Source organism: Salmonella sp. 32020114201800008SM, from assembly GCF_017572025.1.
In the GTDB taxonomy this organism is placed as follows: domain Bacteria; phylum Pseudomonadota; class Gammaproteobacteria; order Enterobacterales; family Enterobacteriaceae; genus Salmonella; species Salmonella enterica.
The window spans coordinates 370,577-396,840 of sequence record NZ_JAGEQM010000005.1; the positions used below are offsets into that span (position 1 = coordinate 370,577).

A 26,264-nucleotide genomic window follows, 5' to 3' on the forward strand; every position below is an offset into this window, starting at 1 on the left:
ACCGGCATATATTGCCCGGTGGCACTGCGCTTACCGGGCCTACAGGACACTCCCGGTAGGCCGGATAAGGCGTTTACGCCGCTATCCGGCATAACGCATCATCAGAAGAGCAAAGGTTGTGCCAGAATTTGTGTCACGCGAGGAAGAAGAAAGGTCTGGCGAGGCGCGAAGCCCCGCCAGTAAAAGGATTAGCTATAGAGCAGTTCGTAGATATAAAAATATTCCGCATCTGATAAACGGATGGCGTAGGCATCTTCGATCGGCAGAAAAGCGGATTTGATGACACTAAACGCGCGCGCGTCCAGATTCGGCTGACTTTCCAACGCCATCTGTAACGGTTTTCGGTTAATCACAATACGCTCTACCATACAGCAGCAGTGGATCAGGAAGCGCAGTGTCACCTGGCGGCTTGGTTTCAGGGAAAGCGAAGACGTCAGATGGTTAAAAACGCCCTCCATCTCTTTCAGAATACGCTGCGGGTTAAGCACGGAAATATGGTTGATGATACTCTCCATCGTTAGCGCGCTGATAAAGCGCATGGCGCTGCGCTCCATCTCCAGACGGCGTTCAGCATTGGACAGATCGGGCGTTAACAGGCTCAACACCAGTTCCGGCCCTTGTTCGGAGAAAAGCTCTTCCAGCGAAATAAACGGAATATCCGGCAGCCCCGGCTGGAAAGTGCCGACAATCCCCGCCAGCCGCTCGCTGGCATTCAATGCCTGCTGAACGCGCTCCAGACTTCGTACCTCGTTATAATCAAGGATCACCATCCTGGTGTCCTGCGACATCAGTTCGCCAAAGCTCTCCTCCAGCACCTTTTTGATTTTTTCCGCCGTTCCCATGCCGGTAATACAGGAGATGACCAGCACTTTGCCGCCGTTCTCCTGCTGCGGCGTACAAAGCTGGCAGGGGATATTTTTACTCTGCAGGAGCGCCGTCAACTGTGGTAAGTCGCTGGTTTCATAGCTTAAATCCAGCCCGACTTCCAGTAGACTGGTCAGCGTGATATTCGGCATGAGCAAAACATCTATCTGGAATAACTTACTGATGGTGCTGCCGAAATGGATTAATGAACCGATGTCCACCAACAGGATAAGCCGCCGATATTGGCGGGTTTGAATCATTTGGGTCAGCGTTTCCAGCGTGTCATGCACCGACTGTTCAAACGGCATGTCGATGGCGCTGAACAGCTCGCGCTCCAGCACGCGGTTGACATATTGCGCCTGACTGGTGGCGGTGGTCGCGCCGTGGGCGATCAAAATGACCCCGCAGTCGGGGCTGGCATCGATGCGCTGACGATAATGGCGGCACTCTTTCAGGAACAGGCATAGCCAGACCACTTCCGTCGCCGGACACTGAATATGCAGCAGTTCGTTGATTTTCCGACACAGCAGCGTGGCGTTGTCATATTCGTCTTTGCAGCGATCCAGGATCAAACTGGAAGAGTAAAGCTGCGGGATCAGGCCGCGCTGCACGTAGCCTATCAGCGCCAGGAAGTGTTTACGCAGTGGGTTAACCAGATTTTCCGGCAGCGAAAAACCCAACACCTGCTCTACGCAGCCTATCAGCAGCGTCACGCGCTCTTCAATCTGGTCGCCATAGCGCGGCGGATGCGCCACGCTGTCGCGGCTGTAGAGACCGTATTCAAAAATCGAGCTGAGTTTATTTTTCAGGATCGCCAGCGTCTCCGCCGGGGGGACGTTACTGTTGCGCAAATTAACATACTCGCGCGTCAGGAAGCTGTAAAAGAGGTCGCTCTCTTCAATTTCCGCCCCGGTCGCCAGCGACGTCTTCAATGCGGGCAGCGTGCGCGCGTCTATGTTTAGCCGCGCTTTACCCTCAAACAGAGTATCCACCAATAGACGCTGTTCCGGCGTCGGGTTAATCGACATCTCCGCCAGCCGCTTATCCAGCTGTAGCGTGTCGTTATGCTCGGTCATTCCCGATGCCCACGCCTGAGCGCAGAGAAACTGAATATCGCTTTTTAGCTGACCGATATTGCCTTCAAGGGGTTTATTCAGCAACCAGAGCAACAACGGTTTATCAATGCTGACCGTGCGTTCTATTTTGCGGCTTTCCCGCTGTAAGAACCCCACGATCAGTTCGATCTGTTCTTCAACGGAGCGCTGGCGAATGCCCGGCAAATCAATGCATACCTGAATACGCCGCTGGAAAGTACGTAACAGCGCCGACCCGACCGGTTCGGTAGTGGCGCAAATCAGGCGTACCGAAATTGATCGCGGCTGGCTGCTCACGCCGAGCGGACGGTACTCGCCTTTATCCAGAATAGAGAACAGCTTTTCCTGCCCTTCATAAGACAGACGGTGCACCTCGTCCAGCAGCAGATAACCACCGTCCGCCTGCTCCACGAGGCCTGTTTTATGTTCATTCGCGCCGGTAAACGCCCCCTGCCGATGACCAAACAGATGCGAGGAGAGCAGTTCCGGGTTATGGGCGTATTCCGCGCAGTTAAAGTAGACCAGCGGCGGGATAGCGCCGCTCGCCTGTTCACAGGCGAAACGGTGCATCAGTTCCGCAAAAAAGGTTTTACCGACGCCGGACGGCCCGGTAAGCAGAACGTGTAAACCGTGCGGATAGAGCACCGCCGCACGGCCTTTTTCTACCGCATCGCGCAGGCTGCGATCGTAACCAATCAGGCTGGTAAACGGATCGTCGGGCGCATAATGCTCTTCATGCGGCAGCACATCCGCCACCGACCGCACTTCGCGTTCAGACTCTTCCAGCTGTCGTCCCAGCAACGTTTCCAGCGCCTGGCGATGCAGAAAATAGACCGGGCGGCCACGGCTTTTGATTGCCAGGCCGTCATTCCATAACTGATTGAGATCTTTGCTTACGGAGTTACGCGCCAGCCCAAGATTGAAACCTATCGCCTCCGCCGTAAACGCCGTCTCCTGCGCCAAATCGGCAAGACATAGCCCGCGCGTCAGCCGTTCCAGCTCTCCCAGTACGATCTCAATACGTCTCATTACACTACCGCTTACGAAATAAAAGAGTAGTCAGAACATACACTATTCTGCCACGCAAGAAAGTGAAGGCGCAGCGAGAAACCGCCTTCCCACTTTTGCCTGACTTCAACGCCAACGGATAGCACGCCCCGATGAGTGAACGTCGCACGGTCTACACTTACTCTTGAAAAAGTGCAAACCGATAAGGATACCGTTTATGAAACGAAAAACGCTTCTGCTTATTGCCACACTTGTCGCGCTACCGGGCGTCACGTATGCCGACTCTCCGTTTAGCTCACTCCAGTCGGCGCATGAAAAAAATACGATTTTAAAGGATTTGCGCAAAATGTGTACGCCCAAAGGCGCGCTAACCGATGAAGCCTGGGAGAAAAAAATCATGGCGAGCGAGGGGAACCAACAGCATATTCGGGAGGCGATGATCGCGATAGAGCGCAACAATCAGCATAACTACTGGCAGGCTCTCGGCAAGGTGGAATGCCCGGAGATGTAGCACCGCTTTTCCGCTTTTTGGTCGCGAAAATGCGGACTGTAACCGGTTTCTGTTCGCTAAAAGCGCGTATTCTGGAGCGAATTTACGCGATCAAGGAGTACGACAATGCGATACCGTTTTCCCGATAACTTCTGGTGGGGCAGCGCCTGCTCAGCGTTGCAAACCGAAGGGGATAGTCTGAATGGCGGTAAAAGCCAGACCACGTGGGATGTGTGGTTCGAGCGCCAGCCGGGTCGTTTTCATCAGGGCATCGGTCCAGCGGAAACCTCAACGTTCTATCGCCACTGGAAGCAAGACATCGCGCTACTGAAACAGTTAAAACATAACAGTTTTCGCACCTCGCTAAGCTGGGCGCGGCTCATTCCAGACGGCGTAGGCGAGGTGAATCCACAAGCGGTGAGCTTCTACAATCACGTCATCGACGAGCTACTGGCGCAGGGCATCACGCCGTTTATTACGCTGTTCCATTTTGATATGCCGATGGTCATGCAGGAGAAAGGCGGCTGGGAAAATCGCGACGTCGTAGAGGCGTTTGGTCGGTACGCGCAAACGTGTTTTACCTTGTTTGGCGACCGCGTGAAGCACTGGTTTACCTTTAACGAGCCGATTGTGCCGGTGGAAGGCGGCTATTTGTACGACTTCCACTATCCCAATGTGGTGGATTTTAAACGTGCGGCCACCGTGGCGTACCATACCGTGCTGGCGCACTCGACCGCCGTGCGCGCCTGGCGCGCCGGGCGCTACGACGGTGAAATCGGCATAGTACTGAATCTGACGCCGTCCTACCCACGCTCGCAGCATCCCGCCGATGTGCAAGCCGCGCATCATGCGGATCTGTTATTCAACCGCAGTTTTCTTGACCCGGTATTAAAGGGAGAATACCCGGCGGACTTGGTGGCGCTGCTGAAAACCTATGACCAGTTGCCTGCCTGTCAGCCAGGCGACCGTCAGCTTATTGCCGACGGCAAAATCGATTTACTGGGGATTAACTATTATCAGCCGCGCCGCGTGAAATGCCGTGATACGGCGGTGAATCCGCAAGCGCCGTTTATGCCGGAGTGGTTATTTGACTATTACGACATGCCGGGGCGCAAGATGAACCCTTACCGCGGCTGGGAAATTTACGCGCCAGGAATTTACGACATCATCACCAACCTGCGGGATAATTACGGCAATCCGCGCTGTTTTATCTCCGAAAACGGGATGGGCGTTGAGAACGAGCAGCGTTTTGTGCAAGCGGGACAAATTCACGATGATTACCGGATTGACTTTATCTCTGAGCATCTTAAATGGCTGCATAAAGGCATTAGCGAGGGCTGTCACTGTCTTGGCTACCACATGTGGACCTTTATCGATAACTGGTCATGGCTGAACGGCTATAAAAATCGCTATGGTTTTGTACAACTGGATTTAGCCACCCAAACGCGCACGGTGAAAAAAAGCGGAGAATGGTTTGCCGCCACCGCAGAGCATAACGGTTTTGATTAAGCATTTATTATTGCCGGATAACGACTAACGTCGTATCCGGCCTACAAATGGCAGCAATATCAACTCATTGGCGTAATACGGACTTTCGCCGCCACGACTAACGCCGTCAACAGCATCAGTCCGCCGGAAAGCGCCAGCGGCGAAAGCAGCCCGAAATTGTCGAGCGCATAACCGCCCACCGCCGCGCCACAGGTATTTGCCAGTTGAATCACCGCGACCTGGATGGAACCGGCTTTTTCCGCCTGATCGGCAAGGGAACGAGTGATCCACGTTGACCATCCCACCGGCACCAGCGCAAACGCCAGTCCCCAGATAATCGCTATTGCCGCCGCCACGGTTTTGTCGCTTCCCCACACAATGAGCGTCAGCGCGCTCAGCGCCAGTAGCAGCGGCGCACCGGCCAGCGCCAGTTTTACCGAACGTTTCAGTACGTAGGAGGAGAAAGAAGTGCCAACGAAGCTGGCAATACCAAAACTGAGCAACACCAGCGTCAGACCATCAACGTCAAAGCCCGCCAGATTCATATAGACCGGGCGAATATAGGTAAAGAAAGCGAACTGCCCGGCAAAAGACATAAAGATGGCGATCATCCCGGCCATCACGCCAGGGCGTTGCAACAGGCTAAACATATTCTGTTTTTGGTGAGAAGGTTCGCCCGGCAGCGACGGCAGTGATTTCACCACCCAGATGACGCACAGTACGCCCATCACCGCAGCGGCGTTAAAGACATTACGCCAGCCAATAATACCGCCCAAAAAACTGCCCAGCGGCGCGGCGATCACTAACGCGATGGAAACCGCGCCAAAAATCACCGACAGCGCTTTCGGCACGGTACGCACGGGAACCAGTCGCATGGTCAGCGACGCCGACATCGCCCAGAATCCGCCCAGCGCCAACCCAAGACAGGCGCGGCCCAGCAACAGCAGCGTAAAGCTGTTGGCAAAGGAGACCATCAGACAAGAAGCCGTCAGCAAAACGGCGAACAGAATAACGATATAACGCCTGTCGGTCGCCTGAATAATCTGGGTAATGAACAGGCTGGAAAACATCGCGACAAACGCCGTAACGGTGACCGACTGACCGGCGACGCCCTCGGAGATCCCCAGATCCTGCGCCATCGGCGTCAACAGACTAACGGGCAAAAACTCAACGGTAATCAGGCAGGCGACACAAAACGCCACGGCAAAAACGGCTGACCAGTTAGGCCTGGCAACCCCATCAGCGCGGAATTTTTCTGCGATATTTTCATTCATTGTGGTCACCTGCGTCGTTTTAGTGCGGAAAATCCACGCAGTGTAACATTACAAAATGTGATCTGATTAACGTTTTAGCAACTGACATTGTTGCGCTGCATTTTGCGAGGCTGGTCGAGCGTTGAGAATTATCTTCTCTCGCTGCGTGTAAAACCAAAAGGTAAGACATAGTGTATCACCTGGTGCTATACTTTAGATTACAGGATGTCAACCTGATGCGAATCTTCAAAACCAGGTGGTTTAACAGAGAAGCGAAGTCCCACACGATAAAAGACGACGAGTTAAGCGAGGCCATCAACGCCGTACTGCAAGGAAAAGCAGATAATCTTGGCGGCGGAGTTTATAAAAAACGTCTCAATCAAAACCGCGATCGCGCAATCGTGTTGGCAAAGGGAGGCGAACATTGGTTTTACACCTTCCTGTATGCCAAACAGGATATGGCCAACATTCGCTATCGCGAACTCGCGGGTTTCCGTGAGTTAGCAAAACACTATGCTTGCCTGACCGAAGATCAGATAACGGCACTCATTAATAACAAAGAACTGGTAGAGGTGCGCCATGTCAGCAAAAACTAAATTCAAAAGCCCTGCCTTTGAAGCGATTCATAGCGCGGCATCTGGATTATTTAGCGTGGATGCCATTCCCCAGGAGACAATGCGCAGTTTTGACACGGCCTGCTTAAGCAGCATCAAAGACCTGCAGCCACTTGAAATAAAAGCGTTACGAGAAGAACTCAACGTTAGCCAGTCGGTTTTCGCTCGGTACCTGAATACCAGCGTATCAACGGTTCAAAAGTGGGAAAGCGGCGCCAAGCGTCCCAGCGGGATGTCACTGAAACTACTTAATGTTGTCCAAAAACACGGGCTAAAGGTGCTGGTATGAGGGTTTTACCGATGGTCTGTTAAGGCTATTCATACGATAATGAGTGCAGGAAGCCTCTACAACTTCCTGCGCCGTTTGACGGGAATTGCACTATACTGACTCACCAAAGCCATCAGCAAATGCAGATTTTAATTCATCCATAAAAGCCAGTTCATCCTGTCCATCACAAATTAAATCAATCATTGTGTTTCCCTTTACGCCAGCCCCCAAAATACTCATCATTCCTTTAATGGGAATTTCTTTGTCATTATTAACTAGCGTTAATGAAGACTGGTATTTTTTGACAATTTTCGCAAGTGTAGCGGCTGGCCGCGCATGAAGCCCCGTACTGTTCATAACGCGTACTGTTTGTCTAATCATATATTTTCCTTAAGAGACTTTGCGGAATGCTGAGTGATGTTTATTCATCATCTTAATTTTAGAATAAACATCATCCTCAACTGCCTGTTTTGCGTTCGCCATGACACGCGCCAGATTAGCCTCGTTGTTATTATTTACCCAAGCCTTACCAACAGTAGTAATAAAGGCTTTGCGCAAATCACTCGCAATATTCACTTTGGCTACTTTGTAATTAACAAAGCTGCGAAGAATATCCGCGTCAATACCAGAACCTCCATGAATAACCAAAGGTACCGGACTGACAGACGCGATGCGTTGTAATAGCGGGATATCAATGCGTGGGATATCTTCAAGACCATGTACATTACCAATTGACACTGCCAGCATGTCGCACCCTGTCTCCTCAACAAAGCGCTGAACCTTCTCAGGTTCAGTTTTGCAGTCAGCCTCGCTGACATGATCATCTTCCTTACCCAGAATAGCGCCTAATTCCGCTTCGACGGGAACACCAAATGATTTACAGAAATCGACAGCTTCTCGGGTAAATGCAATATTTTCTTCGAACGGTAGCGCCGCGCCATCAATCATTACTGAGGTAAATCCGGCCCGGACAGCCTGCTTAACATCTTCCAGAGTTTTCCCATGATCCAGATGCAGGCTGACAGGAATATCCATTTTATCGGCATGTCGCTTAACTATTTCATAAATGTAATCGTAACCTGAAAGCTGTGCATTAGTAGGAGCAATTTGAATAAAATTGGGCAATCCGGAACGTTCTATTGCATTAAGAATGGAAATTGTTGTCTCCAGGTTCGTTGTATTAAATGCCCCCGCAAGGACATGTTTTTCCTGAATACAATTGAGCAGGATCCTACCATTGACTAAAGGCATATTAACTCCAGATATTTATGTGAGCAGTGTAAGTAAATTATCGAACTATTGAGTTATCACAGTTATTCACCAATAAGCGCCCCTTCTTGCCGCAGTTTAAATTGGTAAAATGACAGCCATTGCTGCTGATATATTTTCAACTTTGCAGAACGAACCGCGTCAGGAAAATATCGCTCAGCCACAGGAACAGTCGGGGGGACAACATTCGGACAGGCTATCAACAATGCTCCAAGGGAGACGGTTTCATCAAAAGCAATGGCCTCAATTGGACACTGGAGGATGTCAGCCTTCAACTGGAGCCAGTATGGGTTTTTCACCGCAGGGCCAATGACTTTTACTGTCCTGCCCGCCGGGATATTAAAGCACCCGTGACAGTGTGCAAACTCCATCGCCAGGCCAATAAAGACACTCTCAAGCAGAGACTCCGGAGGAAGTGAATCCGTCAGACCAAAAAGCAGGCCACGAGTGTGCCGGTTTTTATGTGGCGAACCCGAGCCCCGCAAATGAGGAATAAATACCGGCACATGCTCGACAGACCAGGAAGGTTTGAGGTATTGCTCCATGACTTTTTCCAGGCCTGTGCTTATTTCCTTATCAGTTAAACGAAAGGTTTTTTTCACCCATTCAAGCGCATAACCGCCGACAGGCAGAGAAGCGAAAAGCGTGAAAAATTCACCATCGGAGTAACAACCATTTGCCAGCTTATTCCTGCGAGCCTGCACATCAAGCGTTGGCTGTGTATTCAGCAGTAAAATACCCTCTGTCGTGCCGGTAGAATTCAGCACATCGCCCGGTTGCATCTGTAATGCGCGGGCACCGACCATATGATCGTGTCCAGCGAGTGTGACTTTTACCTCATGAGAGAAGCCCAATTCCTCTCTAAGCGTTGCCGTCATCCATCCGGCCACTTCACCCGGCTTTATCAACGGAGCCAGTACACCGAACGGTATGCCGAGAATCCCGGCAGCATTACGAGACCAGGTACGGTGAGCAATGTCCAGACACAACGTTCTACTGGCCAGGGATATTTCCGTCTTTTTCGCACCTGTCATTCGCCACAACAACACTTCTGGAGCATGTAACCAGCAGATATCTTTTCTTTCATGCAAGGAGTAGTTATCAAGCAACCATCTCATTTTAAATGCTGAGTAATTACTGTGAGGTGGCAATCCCGTTATAGAATACAGTTCTTCAGCCTCTGCCTTGCTTAATGACGAGAGATAAGATTCACCACGTCGATCATACCAGGCCAGCATCGGGGTAAGAATGACGCCCTCCTTATCCACAAAGACACCAGACTCACCGAAACTCGCAATACTGATATTTTTTACCGGAAACGGTACTGAAGCCACCAGTTCAGCCATTACCAGTCGCAGTGCCTGCCACAGCGCTTCGATATCGAAATCTACCTCGCCTTTGTCCGACGATATTATTGGCGTCGGAAACTTGCGGACTTCCAGAACTGACACGTCATGACAGGAATAACAGCTGACTTTGCAGTTAGTTGTGCCAATGTCAATGACAAGCGCTGCGTGGTAATCAGGCATAGACCGTTCCTTTTGTCAGGCGAAAAACACCATAAATAATCAGCGCAAGCACAGGAATCAGCCCGATAGCAATAATATTTCCGTTGAATATTTCAAGCAGCCAGAAACGGAAGGGGTTACCGCCATCAAGGAAGCTTGATACCTGACCACTTGACCCCTCAGCCATTTTGAAATTGACATCCTTAGCCATACTGGTAATAAATGGCGCAATTTTGGTCGCAATCCACAAGTCGGCGACAATAACAGGAATTGCGGTTATCACAGCCCGGAAAATATTGCCACGACATGCCAGTACAATCATGGAAGCCATGACTGCCAGGTTCGCAAGGTCTCCGAGTGGCAGGACTTTATTGCCAGGAAGAAGGAATGCAATAAAGACAGAGATAGGTGTCAGAATCAGTGCTGTAGATATAATGGCTGGGTTACCTACTGCTACCGCGATATCCAGTCCGATAAAGAGATCATCACGGCCAGGATATTTGGCATTCAAATATTTCTTAATGGCTTCAGACAGAGGTAATAAACCTTCCATCAAAATTCGTACCATACGCGGAAGAATGAACATGACACCGCCAATGCTGATCCCCAGCAACAGGATATGTTTAAAGTCATATCCGGCAATGATGCCCAACAAGACCCCCAGAATAGTACCCACCATCATAGGCTCGCCGAAGATTCCCATTTTTTTCTGAACGTTTTCCGGATCAATATGAATACGGTTAACACCTGGGATCTTGTCGATAATTTTATCGAACAGCAATCCAATCGGAAAGAAGACGACAGATGACAGGGTCGGAAGTGAAATACCTTCCAGACCGAAGTACTTTGCCACTAATGGCGCAGACCAGTCCGCCAGTTTGAGAACCACGATCGCGGCAATAGCGGCTGCGGACAGACCCAAAACAAAACTCCCTGTACTGTAGTAAACCAGCGTTCCAGCCAGGGCAAAGTGCCAGTAGTTCCACATGTCGACATCAACAGTACGTGTCTTATTCAGGGCCAGCATGGCGACATTAATCAGCATCGTCAGCGGAATGACAAAGGGTGCGATTGGTGAGCCCCAGGTAATTGCGGCCAATGGTGGCCAGCCTAAATCGACAACAGGAAGGCTAATACCAGTTCGCTCAACCATTGCCTGTGCAGCCGGGCCTACGTTGCTGGTAAGTATGTCAAAGATGGCATAAATTCCGACAAACCCTATTCCGACAATTAACGATGAGCGAAGTGCTTTAGCGGGTTTTACTTTGAAGAACAATGCCAGGAAAAAAAGGACCAGCGGCAATAAAACCGTTGGGCCAAATCCCAGGACATATTGCACAACGGTATAGAGAGTATGTGCTATATCATTCATATCCGACCTCTTATTCAGATGTGACCAGACCTCGCGTTAGCGCCTGGGTAATTTATCTGTTTTTTATTTATGAAATCAGGCTTGGCCTTTAAGGATTGAAACTATTTTTTCAAGAACTTTATCTTCACCTACTCCGGTAATGATTGGCAGACCACTAACAACCGGAATATCCAGTTCATAAGGAACTTTCGTTGTTGATACAACCAAAGCTGCACCATCGGTATTGTTTGGCAATGAGGCTACATTAGTTTGGGAATAATTAACATCAAGCCCATTGTCTTTACAATATTCCATTACTTTTTCTGCCACAGCCGTGGAAGTAGCAACACCCGTTGCGCAAACAAATAGTATCATTTTACTCATACTTCACCTCTTTCAGATATGCGTGTGTAAATTGACTGATAAATTTCATCATCATTCATGACCAGTAACTGCTGCATAAAATCCTCATCCTGGATCACATCCATAATCCAACCCAGTACGTTGAGCTGCTTATTGCTTTCACCTAAAGCAAGCATAAACACCACCCTGACAGGTACGGGATCTGGTTCCCCGCCCATATCTTCGAAATTGACGGGTTCTGCCAGTATTCCAACGCTAATGGCGTTTTGGCGAACATACCTGTGATCAGTATGTGGAATAGCGACACCTACAGGCTCAACCGGTAGACCCGTTGGAAAATTCTGTTCTCGCGTAATGACGTGATCGGCAAAATCAGATACAACCATACCATCGTTAATTAACGGACTGGCAAGAGCCTTGATTATGTCATTCTGACTCACCTCTTTAGGAAGGTGTCGAACATAATGTCGGCGAAAATGAATATCCTGCATAGATTCCTCTTTGCTAGTCAGGCATCCAGGCGCTGTAAAATAGTGCCAAGATAATATTTATTACCTTTTAACCAGACGTTACCAAAATCAATGGCCAATCCTCTAGAGAAAAATACCAACTGTTCCAAATGCAAAACAGGTGCGTCTTCACCAATATCAAGATAATGGCCTCGCTCATTACCAATTAATTTAGCTGCGTAACGGCTTTCAGAAAAACTTATTTTCTTATCAGATAATCTTTCTATTGCTGAAAATAAATTCTCCCTGGTAAAATCTACATCAATAATACCGGGGCAGAGATCAATGTTGATACGATTTTCAATCAACATGACTTTTTCATCGCCAATACAACGAAGGCGTTTAAGAAATAAAACATCTTGTCCCGGTTTGATACTCAGTTTCTCTGCTACAAAGCGGTTAGCGGGCTCCAGTCGGGAGGTTATAACACTGGTTGTGAAGTTTATCTTCTGGCTGGCTAAGGCTTCAGCAAAGGAGAGCAAACCTTCACCCAGTGGGTAAGCAACATTTTCCTTCTTTACGAAAGTTCCTTTACCCTGCACTTGCACAAGAACACCTTCCCGGACAAGTTGGTCAACCGCTTTTTTAACGGTACCGCGACTCACCTCCAGCATATCCATGATTTGAAACTCTGAAGGTATCCGGTCATCCTCAACTAATTCTCCGCTATAAATACTTTCCCTTATCCACTCCACAACCTGTTGATACAGTGGGATGTGTGAACTTTTACTCAATGTTTTCATGGTGCGCGCCTAAACATTTAGAGTTGTCTATAGACAATCATGTACAACTTCGAGTTTATGATAAGAAATTTTGAGACAGGAGGTATGGCAAGGAGTCACAGTTTTAGTGTTCAAAACAAGATCACATTTCCGTGATATATGTCACGGAAATGATGAACTACAAGTCTCTGACGTTTTGGCGTCGTTAGCGGTTATTCGGTGCGTTACTTCTGTGGTTCACCCTTAGCAAATACGATGGCGGCTACGCTTTATTTGGCTAACGATGAATCGCGCCATCTGGCCGTTAATCGTGGCTCTCCGCCCTTGCCAGCCTCATTCATCTCGTCTTTTGTTAACGAGATAGTGAAGAGTATCAATGCAGCCAGTGGACACCCTCTTCCGGCTGAAAAAAGGCGTTATAGCGCAGTTGAAACGCGTTGATCTCCTGCATATCGGGTTCCATTTCGCGCAAAAAGCCCAGCGCCAGCCGTACCTGTGTGTCGGTGATCGGCGCGGCTAAACGCGCTTTTTGCAGCAAGCGATGCCACCGCTGCAAATTCTGATCGCCGCCATCGACAATCACCATTTGCCAGATCAGTAACACCTGAGCGGCATTTTGCAAATGCGACTCATCAGGGCGATGCAGATACTGTAAAAATTCACCGCCCGCCGTTTTACCCATCTGATCAATCATCGATTCTATCGGCACTACATCAATATTCAGACGTTCGCTCAGGCGGCGAATCGCCCGGCGGGTATCCGATGTCAGTACCCGAAACCCCACAATAAACACCACCACAAACGTGGCCAGAATCAACCAAATCATGCGCACATCCGTCACCAAACAGGATGCCCATCATAACGGTAAATTTATAACTGTCGACGTTCTGGCCTGTCAGGATGTGATTTATTAACGCCTGTCTTCATTTACGCCAGACGCCGGATGTCCTGTCTGACGAACGCAAGGCATAAAAAAGCCCGGCGTTAAGCCGGGCAAAACGTTACCAAATGCACACATTTAAGCGATATTAACTTGCTGAATTTTTTTCTCACGGCGGATTTTGCGCTCTTCCATCACGGCGACCATCGCCATCAGGCAGATACAGCCGATCGCGGCGGCGTCCAGCGCGGCGAAGGTGCCCGCCCAGCCGGTCAGACCAAAAACGGGGGTGCCGTCGGCAATCATGCCCAGACCCAGCTTGGCAAAGCTATCGCCGATAAGATAAGCGAAGGTTCCTTTGATACCGTCCGCAGCGCCGATGGCTTTTTTCGGTACGAAACCGACTGCCGCCACGCCAATTAATAGCTGCGGCCCAAACACCAGGAAACCGAGCGCGAACAGCGAGGCCAGATAGACATACTGGTTGCTGGCATGCTGGTAGACGCCGAGGGTGGCGATGATTAACGCCAGCGCCACACAGGCTACCAGCGCACGACGACCGTTCGCCAGGTCAGAGAGCCAGCCCCACAGCAACGTGCCGACCAGCGCGCCCACTTCGAACAGGGTAAAGCCCTGAATCGCCACCTCTTTAGAAAGTTTCAGTTCCTGGAAGGCGTAGACGGTTGACCACTGGTCGATACCAATACGTACCACATACAGGAAGATATTGGAGAAGCACAGCAGCCAGATCACTTTGTTTTTCAACACATATTCAACAAAGATCTGCCACTTGGTCATTTCGTTTTCTTCAGTCTCTTTATCCTCTTCGCTGATCTCTTCGCCGAACAGTTCTTCAGCTTTACCCAGACCGTAAGACTCCGGGGAGTCGCTGCCAAAACGCAGACCGATAAAGCCAACAATCAGCGCGATAATCGACGGGAAGATAAACATGCCGATGACGTGACCGTCGAACAGGTAGTTGGCGCCGAACAGCGCCACGCCTGCCGCGCCCGCGCCGCCGAGGTTGTGGGAGATATTCCAGAAGCCGAGAAAGGTGCCGCGTTTACGACGCGGAGTCCATTTGGTGATGGTCGAGTAGCTGCACGATCCGCCGGTACTCTGGAAGAAACCGCTCAGGGCATAGAAAGCGATCATCAGAAACAGACTGGTTGACCCCGCGCCCATGCTGGCGCTGAAGCCGAGCATACAGATAGCGGAGAGGATCAACATAAACGGTAGAAACTGCTTGGTATTTTTACCGTCAGCGTAGTAGGAAACCAGCGTTTTCCCCACGCCATAGGTGATCGAGAAGCCCAGGCCAATCATCCCCAGCTCGGTCATGCTCAACCCGTAGGTAGAGATCATGTCGTTCTGCGCGATGTTAAAGTTTTTGCGGATCAGGTACATGGTCAGGTAGCCGATAAAAACCACCAGATAGGACTGCATGAACGGCTTGAACCACATTTTACGCCGCACATCGAGCGGCAGATCCAGGGTCGGCTTGCGCACCTGGTTTAAGAAGGCCAGCATGGATTACTCCTGAGCTAATTTTTATACCTGCGAATGGCAGGCATTGTAAAAATCCACAGGAAAAGTGGCCTGCGACAGCGTCCAGGCAAAACCGGGAAAATTTCTTAGTTTTGCCCCATTCAGCGCAAAAAGGTGAGGTGCATCACGCTTCGCTGGTCTCGCGCGGGGCCTGAGCGTTCAGAAATGGCAGCAGCAATAGCGCGGAGATCCCCGCCGCGATGGCGATGACCGCAAAAAAACCGGTCCAGTGCCAGATCTCCAGCACTTTCGCTAACGGCCAGCCGGAAAGCGACGCGCCGAGATAGGCGAACAGGCCGACAAAGCCGGTGGCCGCGCCCGCCGCCTCTTTATGTGAGCACTCCGCCGCCGCCATGCCAATGAGCATCTGCGGGCCGAAGACAAAGAAACCGGTGGTGAAGAAACAGGCCGCCTGCATCACGTAGCTGGCGAACGGCATCAGCCACAGCGAACCCACAGAGAGCAAAATCCCGGCGGCGAAGATTAAATTCATCGGTCCGCGGTTGCCGTTGAAGAGTTTGTCCGAGCCCCAGCCCGCCACCAGCGCGCCGATAAATCCACCCAGCTCAAACATCGATACTGCCGTGTTGGCCGTGACCAAATCTACGCCCAGCGTCTCGGACATATACAGGTTGCCCCAGTCGTTGATCGCCGCGCGCACCACGTACACTAAGACATAACACAGCGAAAGCAGCCAGATATAGGGATTCAACAGCACATATTTAGCGAGGATTTCTTTGCGACTTAGCCCCGCGCCCTCTTGCTGTTGGGCTACCTCCAGCGCATCGTGCCGCCAGTCGCCTACCGGCGGTAAACCAATCGCCTGCGGACGGTCGCGCAGCCGCCAGCAGAGGACCATGCCCACCCCGATGGCAAGCAATCCGGCCACCATCATCCCGACGCGCCAGCCATAATGCAGGGCGACAGCGGCCATGACGAGAGGGATCAGCGCCCCGCCGACATTGTGCGCGGTATTCCATAACGCCCACCAGCCGCCGCGCTCGGTACGCGAGTACCAGGCAGTCAGCAAACGGGCGCAAACCGGCGATCCAAACCCCTGGAAAAAGGCGTTCAGCGCCCATAGCAGAGCAAAGGCCCACAGCGAGGTCGAGAAGCCGAACAGAATATTCACTACGCCGGTCGCAATCAGCCCGATGCCCATAAAATAGCGAGCGTTAGAGCGATCGCTAACGATGCCGGAGACAAATTTCGACACCCCGTAGGTGATGTAAAACAGCGTCGCCAGCAGGCCGATATCGCTGCGGGACAGAATGCCGCTGGCAAGGATTTCCGGCGCGGCGGCGTTAAAGCTTTTACGGGTGAAATAGAACAGCGCGTAACCCAACCAAATGGTGATCAGGATATGCCGCCGCCAGTAGCGATAGCGGGCGTCAACCTCGTGCTTATCGGTGATGAGCGGCGCGTTGGCCGGGGCTTTTAAAAACGAAAGCATTATCCTTCCTTAAACGTAACGCTGGGGCAACGAGACGCTCACCCGCGTACCGTGGGTACAAGAGATGGTTAGCGTCCCGCCGAGCGCCGACACGCGTTCGCGCATTCCGGTCAGGCCGAAGCCCTGCTGGTGAGAGCCCGGCGGCAGGCCGCTGCCGTCATCCTCAATCACCAGCATCAGCCGCTCATCCTGCTGCCAGCCCTGGAGCGTCACCGCGCTGGCATTGGCATGTTTTACGATGTTATTCAGCCCTTCCTGACAGACGCGAAACAGCGTCACGCGCTGACTTTCACTCAGCGCCGTTTCGTCAATTCGCCAGTCGAGGTGACTGACAATACCGCGGCTTTCCAGCTCCATTTCGCGCAGCAGCGAACGGATGGCCTGCGCCAGCGTTAAGTCGTCTAGCTGGCGCGGGCGCAAGCGCCCCAGCAGGCGACGCACGGCGTCATACACGCCCAGCGAAAGCTGCTCGATAAGTTTCCCGCTCTGCTTCACGCCGCCGTTATCCGCCGCCAGTCGTTGCACAATGCCCGCCTGGGTTCGAATCGCGGTGATGGTCTGTCCGATGTCATCGTGCAGCTCACGCGCAACATCGCGCCGCACGCTCTCTTCGGTCTCCAGAAGACGCTCCGCCAGCCGATGGTTGCGCGCCAGCTCCTTTTGCAACGACTGGTTCAGCTCGCGCAGGCGCTGAATGCCCGCGCCAAGCAGTAGCCCGGTCAGGCTTTGCGCCAACAGCGAAAGTAATAAATCGACGGGATGATCGTGCCATGTCTGGCTGGCAATCAGCGCGATAGCGTTCATCAGTGTGGCAATGAGCGCGCCCTGCCAGCCATAATGCCAGGCGAGCGCGATAATCGGCAACGCCAGGCAGAACGGCGTAAAGCGCGAAAGTTCAGCAGGTAACCCCAGTTGCAGCCACAGACTGACGATAAACAGCAGCAGATACCAGATCAGATGCCGCCCGCGCCAGTTTACCGGCTGCGATACCAGCGATGGTCCCAGCGGCAGCCAGGTAGTGCTGGTAAGATAGTGCCAGAAAACCAGGCAGATGGGGGCCAGCGTCAGACCACCCGTGAGGGTCAGCAGTAGCGCGTTCCATGCCGCTTCCCCCTGCCCCAGCCAGGGCAGGGATTGCAGTAGCGCCGCGGCGGTGAGGGCCGCGCCCTGAAGCAATAACGTGCGCCAGTCGCGCTGATGGCGGTAACGCGAAGTCAGCGCCACGGGCAGTAGCGTCAACACACCACCGATCATCAAAAGCGGCAGATGGGCCAGCGCAACTTCCTGCGCCAACCAGTACACCAGCAGCCACTCCGCGCCCAGCAATACTGGCCAGTATCCGCGCGGGCATTGCAGCATAAGTCCCAGGCGCAGGCCGAAGGGAAAAAGTAGCGCCGCCAGCTCCGGGCGCTCTACCAGATGCAGGCTGATGCTCCACAGGCAGAACCACGCGGCGGAGAAAATAAAAAAGCAGGCAACAACGGTGATTAAACGGGAAAAAAAGGTGTTCATTACCAACCATCAAACATGCGATGCGCCAGTTCAACGTCATTGCTGACGCCTAATTTTTCCAGCAGATTCGCGCGATGGACATGCACCGTTTTTGGCGACAGCCCCAGCTCGGCGGCAATCTCTTTTACCGCCATACCCTGGGCGAGTTTTTCCGCCACCTGACGCTCGCGTTTGGTCAGCGGATCTTGCCGACCCGCCGCCAGTTTCACGGCAATATCGGGGGTCAAATAGCAGCCGCCCGTCGCCACCGTATGCACCGCGGCGATCAGTTCATCCGGACTACAGCGTTTAGAGAGGAAACCGCGCGCGCCGGCGTTCAACGCCTGTTCCACCAGCGCCGGGCTATCGTGAACCGAGAGCATGATCGTCGCCATCCCTTTTGGCAGTTGGCTTAGCAGCTCCAGTCCGGAAATATCCGGCATCGAGATATCGCAGATACATACCTGTACGCCGCGCCCCGGTAAGCCTGCCAACGCTTCGCGCCCGGAACCAAATTCGGCGACCACCTGCAAATCAGGTTCCAGCCCCAGTAGCTGTGCAAAGCCGGAGCGGACGATAAGGTGGTCGTCGATAAGGGCAACGGTGATCATGGGTTCTGTCCTGATGGATAAAAAAAACGCGCTTACCTTAACGATAAGCGCGCGGCTGTTCAAGCCTTGAGCGGTCAGACAATGCCTGTCGTGACGGTGAACGTCCGGGTTTGCTGCGGTTCCAGTTGAAGCAAGGTTCCATTTCGCTGCGCCGCGAGAAAACCTTCAGGCCGACAGGTCGCGGGCAGGGCAAAGGCGGCAACCTGCTGATCGCCGTTATAAAGAATCCAGCGGGTCACGTAATTGAGCTCCGCGCTGGCGAAACGTGTCACGAACGTGGTGCCATCCGGGGCGATCATACTGAATTCCGGGGTATCCGTGTATCTGTCCAGTTCATCGGCGAAGAAGACGATTTCCGGGTCATAAAAGCCAGGCTCGTTGAGCGTTTCCAGCGAGGCTTCACCCTGCAAAAGCCGTTGATTAAACGCCAGCCACTGCGCCGTGGGTTTGACATGCGCCGGCACCGACTCGCGTAGCTTCAGCGCGGTATCCGGGATATTCTGGCGGAACGTGGCGTTCGGCACATAGGCATAGTTCATGTGGCACATGTACTGTAGCGGCATGGCGACTGAAGCCAGGTTAGTCACTGTCATCTGAATATCAAACAGCGCGCTTGATTTACGCATTACCACCGCAGGTTGCGCCTGATAATGATGACCGAACCCCATCACATACTCGTAGCGCCCGGTCACGCGCAGACTGTCGCCCTCTAACTCCAGCCAGGCGTCGTCCATGGCAGCGCAGGGCATCTCGCCGTGCAGCGGATGTGTATCTTCCGGCGACGGGCAGCCATTCGCCAATAGTCCGGAATGGAAAGCAAAGCAACCATACGTTGCCACCACTTCCGCAGCCGGCTTCGGCTGGCGGAACATGTTGCGCATAGTCAGGTCATGACCGTCAAACTGCGCGTCCCAAATCATCTGCCCCATCCAGGGCAGAATCACCAGATGACCGCGGCTGTTTTGTATTTTCAGTCCTTCCACGCCGCTGGCGTAACGAAACGCCGTAACCGTAAAATCGTCATTTTCCAGCAAGATACGCGGCTGCTCGCTAAAAAGCTCCCGCCATAATGTAATACGTGTTGTCATGGTTGCTCTCCTCAGGACGCTGCGACTTCAGCCAGGTTGCCGCGCACTTTGCTTTCGCGCCAGAAGTAAATGCCAACGTAAACAAAGCACAGCATGGAAACCAGGAATGAGAGCTGTAGCGAGTGGAACATGTCCGCCACGTAGCCCTGAATCGCGGGAACCACCGCCGCGCCGACAATCGCCATCACGATCACCGCCCCCGCCATTTCGGTATGCTCGTTATCGACGGTATCGAGCGTTCCGGCATAAATGGTCGCCCAGCAGGGGCCAAACAGAACACTGACCAGCACCGCCACGTATACCGCGCTAAAGCTGGGTGCCAGCGCCACGTAGGCCAGGAACAGCGCGCCGATCACAGAGTAAAGGATCAGGACTTTTTCCGGGTTAAAGCGTGTCATCAGAATGTTGGCGATAAACTTGCCGATAAAAAAGCAGGCGAAGCTGTAGACCATAAAGGTTGAGGCATCGCGCTCATTGATATCGCCTAACTCCAGCGCCAGACGGATAGTGAACGACCAGACCGCCACCTGCATTCCCACATACAGGAACTGCGCCACAATACCGCGACGGAAGCGGGCGTTGCTGGCGAGATAGCGTAGCGTATCCAGCGCCGAGGGGCGTTTATGACTCGCGGTTTGCGCGACTTTACAGGTCGGGAAACGCGTCAGCAGGAACAGTACCATCACCACTACCAGGACCATAATCATGTACTTATAGGGTTCCAGAGTGTTTTCCAGCATCAGCACCTTGAAGTTGTGGACTTGCTCGGCATTCATGCCCGCCATCTGTTTTTCCAGGCTTTCCCCTTCGGAAAAGACCAGATATTTACCCAATAAAATGCCTGCCGCCGCGCCGATCGGATAAAAGGTCTGGCTGATATTCAGCCGCAGCGTGGCGTAGGCTTTCGGCCCGATCATCGAACTGTAGGTATTCGCCGCCGTTTCCAGGAAACTCAGGCCAATCGCAATGGCGAAAATCGCCGCGAGGAACATGGTGTAGGTCGCCATATGCGACGCCGGGAAAAAGAGCGTACAGCCGACAATGTATAGCGTCAGGCCGATAAGTATCGCCACTTTATAACTGGTTTTTTTAATGACCAGCGAGGCCGGAATAGCAATTAAAAAATAACCGCCATAAAAGGCGCTTTGTACTAATGCCGAAGCAAAGTTGCTCAGCGAAAATACACTTTTAAATTGCGTAATCAGAATATCATTTAACGCGGCTGCGCATCCCCATAATGGGAATAAACAGGATAACAAAATAAACTGGAACAGAGGTGTCTTATTCAGATACCCGTCGGGCATCTGAACGATGTTTTTATCGTTCATAGTGCTACCTTTAACAGTGCAGGGTGATTGTTATTCGTTCAACGAAAGATACTCATTAAATTGTTCAATGCTTGGATAAGAGGATTGGGTGCCTTTCCCGGTGACGCTGAAAGCGGCAAAGAGGACGGCTTTTTTCATGGCGGCTTCCACATCCCCGCTCTGGACGTAGTAATGCGCGAAACAGCCGATAAAGGCATCGCCCGCGCCGCTGGTATCGACAGCGTTCACTCTAAACGCCGGGACATGGACTTCCTGGTCACGCGTCATCCACAGCGCGCCTTTCTCACCCATGGTGACGATAATATTGTTCAGCCCTTTATCCACCAGCGAACGTGCCGCTGCGCGAATATGGTCATAGGTATCCACTGGCATACCGGTTAATATTTCCAGCTCGGTTTCATTGGGTACAAAGAAATCGCATTTACAGGCATAAGACATATCTAATTCCCGTAATGCTGGCGCAGGGTTTAATAACACTTCAATCCCATGTTTCTTGCCAAATTCTATTGCGTGATAAACCGTTTCAAGCTGAACTTCCAGTTGCAGAACAATAAGCTGGCATTTTTTTAAATCTTCCGCCGCGCGATCGATATCTTCCGGCGAGAGAAACTTGTTGGCGCCTTTGATGATCAGAATGCTGTTGCTGGAGTTGGCGTTGACGAAAATCGGCGCTACGCCGCTGCTGGTACACGGTACTTTTTCTACATACGTCGTATTGATCCCCCAGGATTCGAGATTACGAATGGTGTTGTCGGCAAAAATATCGTCGCCCACTTTGGTCAACATCAATACTTTTGAATTGAGCTTAGCGGCCGCCACGGCCTGGTTCGCCCCTTTTCCGCCGCAGCCGATTTTAAACGCCGGCGCTTCCAGAGTTTCCCCTTCTTTGGGCATCTGGTTGGTGTAGGTGATAAGGTCCACCATGTTAGAGCCAATAACCGCGATATCCATTTTACTCCCTCTCAGAAATCGTCACACGACAATGATATTAAAATAACATTATCATGTTACTTCCGTATCATTTGTGACTATGATCGCGATTAGAGGATCATTTTGCCATTTACTTCGTGAACAATCCCTGGCGGAACATACGCGCACCAAATCATTTTTATTGTTACAATTTACTGAAAATTAACTATTTATTGTTATAAAACGCGAATAAACCCACTTTTATTTCCTGACAGCCGGACGTATAGTAGTGCCACACTGTAATGTTCTCAGAAACACATAAATGTTACTGATGGAACATAACAACATGATTTGCGGAGAGGGTGAATGGAGACCAAGCAAAAAGAACGTATCCGACGCTTGATGGAGTTACTGAAAAAGACCGATCGAATCCATCTGAAAGACGCCGCGCGGATGCTGGAAGTTTCGGTGATGACCATTCGCCGCGATCTCAGCCAGGATGATGACCCTTTACCGCTGACGCTGCTCGGCGGCTATATCGTCATGGTAAATAAGCCTGCGTCTTCAACCAATATGCCGCTGCCGGCGAAAAAGACGCATCATCGGGACGACCTTCCCGTTGCGATCCTGGCCGCCGGCCTGGTGCGTGAAAACGATCTGGTTTTTTTTGATAACGGTCCGGAAATGCCATTAGTTATCAGCATGATACCGGATGATATTACCTTTACCGGGATTTGCTACTCGCATCGGGTATTTATCGCGCTGAATGAAAAGCCTAATGCCACGGCGATTCTGTGCGGCGGCACCTATCGGGCCAAGAGCGATGCCTTTTATGATGCCAATAATCCTTCGGCGCTGGATTCGCTCAATCCGCGCAAAGTGTTTATTTCCGCCAGCGGCGTACATGAACATTTTGGCGTGAGCTGGTTTAACCCGGATGATCTTGCCGCCAAACGTAAAGCGATGGAACGCGGTCTGCGCAAAATTTTGCTGGCGCGTCACGCCCTGTTTGATGAGGTCGCGCCTGCCAGCATTGGTCCGCTTTCTGCCTTTGATGTCCTGATTAGCGATCGCCCATTACCGACAGATTATGCCGTTCACTGTCGGAATGGTTCCGTCAAAGTCATCACGCCTGATTCGGAAAGTGAATAACTTACTCAAAAAAGACGGCAATTTTATTGAACATGGTGGGATCGGACTGGTTTCGTACCACCTTCGCCACGTCTTCCAGTTTATCGATCTGACTGATCATCTGTTCAAGTCGCTGATCGTCATTGACCAGAAGCCAGATGCGGCTCTGATCGCTACCCTGAATCGGTAAACAGAGAATACCCTCAACGTTGAAAGCGCGTCGGGCGAACAGCCCGCAGACGTGGGTCATCACGCCAGGATGGTTGCGAACGGTCAGCTCCAGAATAACGTTATCATGTGATTGTTTCTGCATGGCTTATTCCCCCACCATCTCTGTATTTGCCGCGCCCGGCGGCACCATCGGATACACTTTTTCTTCTGCATCAATGCGCACATGGATCAACGCCGGTCCAGGACGACGAATGATAGCCTGCAACGCCGCCTGCGGATCGGCTTCGTTATTCAAATCACAGGTGTCCAGACCAAACCCGGCGGCAATCTGCATAAAGTTGATGCTTCCCGGATAGGTCGCCGCAAAAACGCCCTGTTTATAGAACAGACTCTGTTGCTGATGTACCAGTCCCAGCGCGTCGTTATTCATCAGGATGATTTTCACATCCAACTGGTTTTCACTGGCGGTAGCCATCTCCTGAATATTCATCATCAAACTACCGTCGCCGGAAAAACACAGCACCTTGTTGCCCGGATTCGCCAGCGCCGCGCCAATCGCCGCGGGCAGACCAAACCCCATGGTGCCCAGCCCGCCGGAAGTCAGCCACTGACGCGGACGGTTGAGCGGATAAGCCTGCGCGGTCCACATCTGATGCTGACCTACGTCAGTGGTAATAATCGCGTTGTCGTCCACACAGGCGGCGACCGCGTTAATCAGCCCATAGTGACTAAGCGGGTTATTTTCCTGGGGAATACTGCAAGGGAATTCTTGCTGCAAGTCCGCCACCAACTGATGCCATGCTTCCCGCGGCTGTGCCTCGATATGGGGAATTAACTGTGCCAGTACATCATCGACATCCGCCTGAATAGCCACATGCGGCTGCTTAATTTTGCCTAACTCGGCGCGATCGATATCCACATGGATGATTTTGGCGTTCGGACAAAACTGCTCCGTTTTGCCAATCGCCCGGTCATCAAAACGCGCGCCCAGAACAATCAGTAAATCGGCCTCTTGCAGAATAAAATTGGTACTGCGCGCGCCGTGCATTCCCAGCATTCCTAACGACAGCGGATGCGCCTTAGGCAGCATTCCCAGCGCCATTAAGGTCATTGTCGTCGGCAGTTGCGCTTTTTCCGCCAGTTCGCGCACGCGTGTCGGCGCATTGATCACGCCGCCGCCCAGATACAGCACCGGACGCTTCGCCGCGTTAATCATTGCGGCGGCCTCGCGGATACTCTCCGCGCTAAACTCCGGCGGGGGTGATTTTTCCGCCGGCGACGGTAACGCATCCAGCTCAATTGTCGCCGTCTGCACATCTTTAGGAACGTCTATCCACACCGGGCCGGGACGCCCCGACTGCGCCAGACGAAAAGCATCGCTCATCACCTGAGGCAACTCATTGATATTTCTGACCAGATAGTTGTGCTTGGTGATGGGGATAGAGATACCGTAGGTATCCACTTCCTGAAACGCGTCAGTACCGATCATGGACGCCGGAACCTGCCCGGTAATGCAGATTAACGGAATGGAATCCAGGCGCGCATCGGCAATAGCCGTGACCAGATTGGTCGCGCCCGGCCCGCTACAGGCCATACAAACAGCAGGTTTACCCTCCGTCCGCGCCATCCCCTGCGCAATAAACCCCGCGCCTTGTTCATGGCGCGCCAGAATATGACGGATTTGCGTGCTTTGGCTTAACGCGTCGTAAACGGGGAGGATCGAACCGCCGGGAATGCCGGTGACGATACGAATCCCCTGGCGCTCCAGAAAATGAACAATAAATTCCGCGCCCGTAAAGCGCTGAGGTGTAGATGTTGTGCCCGAACTTGCCATGCTCCATTCCTTTTATTCTGAGCCGACGTTCCGGGAAGGTGTCTTAAACAAAAAACCCCGCCCGGTTTGCGCCGGCGGGGTTTTGGAATCGTGTGTGTTCCGGACCCTACGGCGCATTGCCGACGACCACCACCACACGCACGACGACCACTGCGCGAGATGGCGCAGTTGTTAGTAGGGTCGCGTTCAGCATGGAAGGGTTCATTAGGGGCCTTGTCTGTTTGTTATTAACACGTTTTATACAAGCACAGCGCTTTCAGCATGACAACGGAAAAATTTTCATCTGCACAAAAATGCGTCATCGATCACATTTTTCTACGAATTTACACGCTTTGAGTATAGGCGTGATAAGCGTAGCGCCCTCCGGTAATCGCCGGGATTGATGATCACGCGTTTCACAATGCCGGAAAACAAAAAACCTCGCCGAAGCGAGGTTCTTACAGCGTAATGCGGGTGGTAGCCGCGAAGCACACTGTGTTATGTCAACAGCAGAAGTATACGCGTTCTGTGCAGAACGCGCAATTTCGGCGCGAATTTTGATGAATTTGAGTATGGATCAGAAGCTCCGTTCTGTCTATAAATTACTGTTCATTTATACAGTACTTAACTATAATGTCTTTGACACAATGTGTTATGCGGGGGCCGCATCGTAAACCGGCGCAACGAAGTCCTGGCTGAAACGGGTGGTGCCGTCAGCGCCTTAACCCCCTCGTGAGCACACTGTGTTATGTCAACACGCACACTATTCCTCGCAAAAGGGATCGCGTGCGCAACAGCTGACAACAGGCAGCGGAAAGGTACGTCGGCTGGCAGTGCTCCTTAACCACAGGAGACGCGTATGAGCGTAGTGGATATCACCATTCTTATCCTGAAACTCATTGTTGCAGCACTGCAACTGCTTGATGCTGTTCTGAAATACCTTAAGTAATTCAGATTCAAGCCGCACCGAAGGGGAGCGGGCAACCGCTCCCCTTTCACCTTATCCGCTGGTCTTTCGCTTCCCGGGTATGTTACGTTTT

At 52.0% G+C, this 26,264-nt stretch carries 26 protein-coding genes and 1 pseudogene; 7 read left to right on the forward strand and 20 right to left on the reverse strand.

What is annotated here, in order from left to right; translation table 11 throughout:
* Positions 1-188: 188 nt before the first annotated feature.
* Entirely contained in the window at positions 189-2,987 is a 2,799-nt protein-coding gene (gene dagR / locus J4613_RS15860) for a transcriptional regulator DagR (protein ID WP_001252665.1), read from the reverse strand.
* Between the two features lie 196 nt (positions 2,988-3,183).
* Between dagR and J4613_RS15865 the strand changes: the two genes are divergently transcribed.
* Positions 3,184-3,477 carry a YicS family protein gene (locus tag J4613_RS15865; protein ID WP_000824217.1) on the forward strand — a complete coding sequence of 98 codons (294 nt, stop codon included), beginning with the start codon at positions 3,184-3,186 and terminating at the stop codon, positions 3,475-3,477.
* 105 nt (positions 3,478-3,582) lie between these two features.
* Complete coding sequence (locus J4613_RS15870; RefSeq protein ID WP_023261293.1) at positions 3,583-4,965, forward strand: glycoside hydrolase family 1 protein; 1,383 nt, start codon at positions 3,583-3,585, stop codon at positions 4,963-4,965.
* 59 nt (positions 4,966-5,024) lie between these two features.
* On the opposite strand, the gene nepI is transcribed toward J4613_RS15870, so the two are convergent.
* Positions 5,025-6,218 carry a purine ribonucleoside efflux pump NepI gene (gene nepI / locus J4613_RS15875; protein WP_001004804.1) on the reverse strand — a complete coding sequence of 398 codons (1,194 nt, stop codon included), beginning with the start codon at positions 6,216-6,218 and terminating at the stop codon, positions 5,025-5,027.
* Positions 6,219-6,433: 215 nt separating this feature from the next.
* Here nepI and J4613_RS15880 point away from each other — a divergent pair, with 215 nt between their 5' ends.
* Together J4613_RS15880 and J4613_RS15885 are read left to right on the forward strand one after the other, a co-directional pair.
* Positions 6,434-6,793, forward strand: coding sequence for a type II toxin-antitoxin system RelE/ParE family toxin (locus J4613_RS15880; RefSeq protein ID WP_023181075.1), 360 nt, complete (start codon positions 6,434-6,436; stop codon positions 6,791-6,793).
* Positions 6,777-7,100: a DNA-binding transcriptional regulator gene (locus J4613_RS15885; RefSeq protein ID WP_001274842.1), complete on the forward strand. Its 324-nt coding sequence runs from the start codon at positions 6,777-6,779 to the stop codon at positions 7,098-7,100. Before J4613_RS15880 ends, J4613_RS15885 begins: the two co-directional genes overlap by 17 nt.
* A gap of 90 nt (positions 7,101-7,190) precedes the next feature.
* On the opposite strand, the gene J4613_RS15890 is transcribed toward J4613_RS15885, so the two are convergent.
* The 15 genes from J4613_RS15890 to rbsK form a co-directional block, all read right to left on the reverse strand.
* Positions 7,191-7,460, reverse strand: coding sequence for an HPr family phosphocarrier protein (locus J4613_RS15890; protein ID WP_000621109.1), 270 nt, complete (start codon positions 7,458-7,460; stop codon positions 7,191-7,193).
* A gap of 9 nt (positions 7,461-7,469) precedes the next feature.
* Positions 7,470-8,330: a class II aldolase gene (locus J4613_RS15895; protein WP_001131797.1), complete on the reverse strand. Its 861-nt coding sequence runs from the start codon at positions 8,328-8,330 to the stop codon at positions 7,470-7,472.
* A 62-nt stretch (positions 8,331-8,392) separates the two neighbouring features.
* On the reverse strand, positions 8,393-9,877 hold the full coding sequence (locus J4613_RS15900; RefSeq protein WP_111742184.1) for an FGGY-family carbohydrate kinase: 1,485 nt from the start codon (positions 9,875-9,877) through the stop codon (positions 8,393-8,395).
* Positions 9,870-11,228 (reverse strand): PTS galactitol transporter subunit IIC, encoded by a 1,359-nt coding sequence (locus tag J4613_RS15905; protein WP_000997827.1) that lies wholly within the window; start codon positions 11,226-11,228, stop codon positions 9,870-9,872. Before J4613_RS15905 ends, J4613_RS15900 begins: the two co-directional genes overlap by 8 nt.
* Before the next feature lie 75 nt (positions 11,229-11,303).
* Positions 11,304-11,591: a PTS sugar transporter subunit IIB gene (locus tag J4613_RS15910; protein ID WP_000041396.1), complete on the reverse strand. Its 288-nt coding sequence runs from the start codon at positions 11,589-11,591 to the stop codon at positions 11,304-11,306.
* The gene (locus J4613_RS15915) at positions 11,588-12,061 is read right to left on the reverse strand and encodes a PTS sugar transporter subunit IIA (RefSeq protein WP_001152237.1); all 474 of its coding nucleotides are present in this window, start codon (positions 12,059-12,061) and stop codon (positions 11,588-11,590) included. Before J4613_RS15915 ends, J4613_RS15910 begins: the two co-directional genes overlap by 4 nt.
* Before the next feature lie 17 nt (positions 12,062-12,078).
* Positions 12,079-12,822, reverse strand: coding sequence for a GntR family transcriptional regulator (locus J4613_RS15920; protein ID WP_000854956.1), 744 nt, complete (start codon positions 12,820-12,822; stop codon positions 12,079-12,081).
* Positions 12,823-13,174: 352 nt separating this feature from the next.
* A complete protein-coding gene (locus tag J4613_RS15925) occupies positions 13,175-13,627 on the reverse strand; it encodes a DUF1198 domain-containing protein (protein WP_001519640.1) in 453 nt (150 codons plus the stop codon).
* Positions 13,628-13,819: 192 nt separating this feature from the next.
* Positions 13,820-15,211, reverse strand: a complete 1,392-nt coding sequence (gene uhpT / locus J4613_RS15930; protein ID WP_000879181.1) for a hexose-6-phosphate:phosphate antiporter — start codon at positions 15,209-15,211, stop codon at positions 13,820-13,822.
* 142 nt (positions 15,212-15,353) lie between these two features.
* A complete protein-coding gene (locus J4613_RS15935; protein ID WP_000948164.1) occupies positions 15,354-16,682 on the reverse strand; it encodes an MFS transporter in 1,329 nt (442 codons plus the stop codon).
* A gap of 9 nt (positions 16,683-16,691) precedes the next feature.
* Positions 16,692-18,194: a signal transduction histidine-protein kinase/phosphatase UhpB gene (gene uhpB / locus J4613_RS15940; protein ID WP_020838460.1), complete on the reverse strand. Its 1,503-nt coding sequence runs from the start codon at positions 18,192-18,194 to the stop codon at positions 16,692-16,694.
* Positions 18,194-18,784, reverse strand: coding sequence for a transcriptional regulator UhpA (uhpA, locus tag J4613_RS15945; protein ID WP_000633672.1), 591 nt, complete (start codon positions 18,782-18,784; stop codon positions 18,194-18,196). Before uhpA ends, uhpB begins: the two co-directional genes overlap by 1 nt.
* A gap of 74 nt (positions 18,785-18,858) precedes the next feature.
* Entirely contained in the window at positions 18,859-19,872 is a 1,014-nt protein-coding gene (locus J4613_RS15950; RefSeq protein ID WP_020838459.1) for an aldose 1-epimerase family protein, read from the reverse strand.
* A gap of 11 nt (positions 19,873-19,883) precedes the next feature.
* Complete coding sequence (gene fucP, locus J4613_RS15955) at positions 19,884-21,200, reverse strand: L-fucose:H+ symporter permease (RefSeq protein WP_000998358.1); 1,317 nt, start codon at positions 21,198-21,200, stop codon at positions 19,884-19,886.
* 30 nt (positions 21,201-21,230) lie between these two features.
* On the reverse strand, positions 21,231-22,151 hold the full coding sequence (gene rbsK / locus J4613_RS15960) for a ribokinase (RefSeq protein WP_000350272.1): 921 nt from the start codon (positions 22,149-22,151) through the stop codon (positions 21,231-21,233).
* Between the two features lie 324 nt (positions 22,152-22,475).
* On the opposite strand from rbsK, the gene J4613_RS15965 reads away from it, so the two are divergent.
* Positions 22,476-23,261, forward strand: coding sequence for a DeoR family transcriptional regulator (locus tag J4613_RS15965; protein WP_000448638.1), 786 nt, complete (start codon positions 22,476-22,478; stop codon positions 23,259-23,261).
* 1 nt (position 23,262) lies between these two features.
* On the opposite strand, the gene ilvN is transcribed toward J4613_RS15965, so the two are convergent.
* The 3 genes from ilvN to ivbL form a co-directional block, all read right to left on the reverse strand.
* Positions 23,263-23,553 (reverse strand): acetolactate synthase small subunit, encoded by a 291-nt coding sequence (gene ilvN, locus J4613_RS15970; protein WP_001171826.1) that lies wholly within the window; start codon positions 23,551-23,553, stop codon positions 23,263-23,265.
* Positions 23,554-23,556: 3 nt separating this feature from the next.
* Complete coding sequence (gene ilvB / locus J4613_RS15975) at positions 23,557-25,245, reverse strand: acetolactate synthase large subunit (protein ID WP_000168439.1); 1,689 nt, start codon at positions 25,243-25,245, stop codon at positions 23,557-23,559.
* A 106-nt stretch (positions 25,246-25,351) separates the two neighbouring features.
* Positions 25,352-25,450: an ilvB operon leader peptide IvbL gene (ivbL, locus tag J4613_RS15980; protein WP_001541152.1), complete on the reverse strand. Its 99-nt coding sequence runs from the start codon at positions 25,448-25,450 to the stop codon at positions 25,352-25,354.
* 522 nt (positions 25,451-25,972) lie between these two features.
* Here ivbL and J4613_RS15985 point away from each other — a divergent pair.
* Positions 25,973-26,087, forward strand: a pseudogene (locus J4613_RS15985) (hypothetical protein).
* The gene (tisB, locus tag J4613_RS15990) at positions 26,084-26,173 is read left to right on the forward strand and encodes a type I toxin-antitoxin system toxin TisB (protein WP_000117642.1); all 90 of its coding nucleotides are present in this window, start codon (positions 26,084-26,086) and stop codon (positions 26,171-26,173) included. Before J4613_RS15985 ends, tisB begins: the two are co-directional and overlap by 4 nt.
* Positions 26,174-26,264: the final 91 nt, after the last annotated feature.

Bases quoted from the DNA above. Each gene is read 5' to 3' on its own strand.
- dagR (WP_001252665.1), bottom strand. From the start codon at position 2,987: ATGAGACGTATTGAGATCGTACTGGGAGAGCTGGAACGGCTGACGCGC.
- J4613_RS15865 (WP_000824217.1), top strand. From the start codon at position 3,184: ATGAAACGAAAAACGCTTCTGCTTATTGCCACACTTGTCGCGCTACCG.
- J4613_RS15870 (WP_023261293.1), top strand. From the start codon at position 3,583: ATGCGATACCGTTTTCCCGATAACTTCTGGTGGGGCAGCGCCTGCTCA.
- nepI (WP_001004804.1), bottom strand. From the start codon at position 6,218: ATGAATGAAAATATCGCAGAAAAATTCCGCGCTGATGGGGTTGCCAGG.
- J4613_RS15880 (WP_023181075.1), top strand. From the start codon at position 6,434: ATGCGAATCTTCAAAACCAGGTGGTTTAACAGAGAAGCGAAGTCCCAC.
- J4613_RS15885 (WP_001274842.1), top strand. From the start codon at position 6,777: ATGTCAGCAAAAACTAAATTCAAAAGCCCTGCCTTTGAAGCGATTCAT.
- J4613_RS15890 (WP_000621109.1), bottom strand. From the start codon at position 7,460: ATGATTAGACAAACAGTACGCGTTATGAACAGTACGGGGCTTCATGCG.
- J4613_RS15895 (WP_001131797.1), bottom strand. From the start codon at position 8,330: ATGCCTTTAGTCAATGGTAGGATCCTGCTCAATTGTATTCAGGAAAAA.
- J4613_RS15900 (WP_111742184.1), bottom strand. From the start codon at position 9,877: ATGCCTGATTACCACGCAGCGCTTGTCATTGACATTGGCACAACTAAC.
- J4613_RS15905 (WP_000997827.1), bottom strand. From the start codon at position 11,228: ATGAATGATATAGCACATACTCTCTATACCGTTGTGCAATATGTCCTG.
- J4613_RS15910 (WP_000041396.1), bottom strand. From the start codon at position 11,591: ATGAGTAAAATGATACTATTTGTTTGCGCAACGGGTGTTGCTACTTCC.
- J4613_RS15915 (WP_001152237.1), bottom strand. From the start codon at position 12,061: ATGCAGGATATTCATTTTCGCCGACATTATGTTCGACACCTTCCTAAA.
- J4613_RS15920 (WP_000854956.1), bottom strand. From the start codon at position 12,822: ATGAAAACATTGAGTAAAAGTTCACACATCCCACTGTATCAACAGGTT.
- J4613_RS15925 (WP_001519640.1), bottom strand. From the start codon at position 13,627: ATGATTTGGTTGATTCTGGCCACGTTTGTGGTGGTGTTTATTGTGGGG.
- uhpT (WP_000879181.1), bottom strand. From the start codon at position 15,211: ATGCTGGCCTTCTTAAACCAGGTGCGCAAGCCGACCCTGGATCTGCCG.
- J4613_RS15935 (WP_000948164.1), bottom strand. From the start codon at position 16,682: ATGCTTTCGTTTTTAAAAGCCCCGGCCAACGCGCCGCTCATCACCGAT.
- uhpB (WP_020838460.1), bottom strand. From the start codon at position 18,194: ATGAACACCTTTTTTTCCCGTTTAATCACCGTTGTTGCCTGCTTTTTT.
- uhpA (WP_000633672.1), bottom strand. From the start codon at position 18,784: ATGATCACCGTTGCCCTTATCGACGACCACCTTATCGTCCGCTCCGGC.
- J4613_RS15950 (WP_020838459.1), bottom strand. From the start codon at position 19,872: ATGACAACACGTATTACATTATGGCGGGAGCTTTTTAGCGAGCAGCCG.
- fucP (WP_000998358.1), bottom strand. From the start codon at position 21,200: ATGAACGATAAAAACATCGTTCAGATGCCCGACGGGTATCTGAATAAG.
- rbsK (WP_000350272.1), bottom strand. From the start codon at position 22,151: ATGGATATCGCGGTTATTGGCTCTAACATGGTGGACCTTATCACCTAC.
- J4613_RS15965 (WP_000448638.1), top strand. From the start codon at position 22,476: ATGGAGACCAAGCAAAAAGAACGTATCCGACGCTTGATGGAGTTACTG.
- ilvN (WP_001171826.1), bottom strand. From the start codon at position 23,553: ATGCAGAAACAATCACATGATAACGTTATTCTGGAGCTGACCGTTCGC.
- ilvB (WP_000168439.1), bottom strand. From the start codon at position 25,245: ATGGCAAGTTCGGGCACAACATCTACACCTCAGCGCTTTACGGGCGCG.
- ivbL (WP_001541152.1), bottom strand. From the start codon at position 25,450: ATGAACCCTTCCATGCTGAACGCGACCCTACTAACAACTGCGCCATCT.
- tisB (WP_000117642.1), top strand. From the start codon at position 26,084: ATGAGCGTAGTGGATATCACCATTCTTATCCTGAAACTCATTGTTGCA.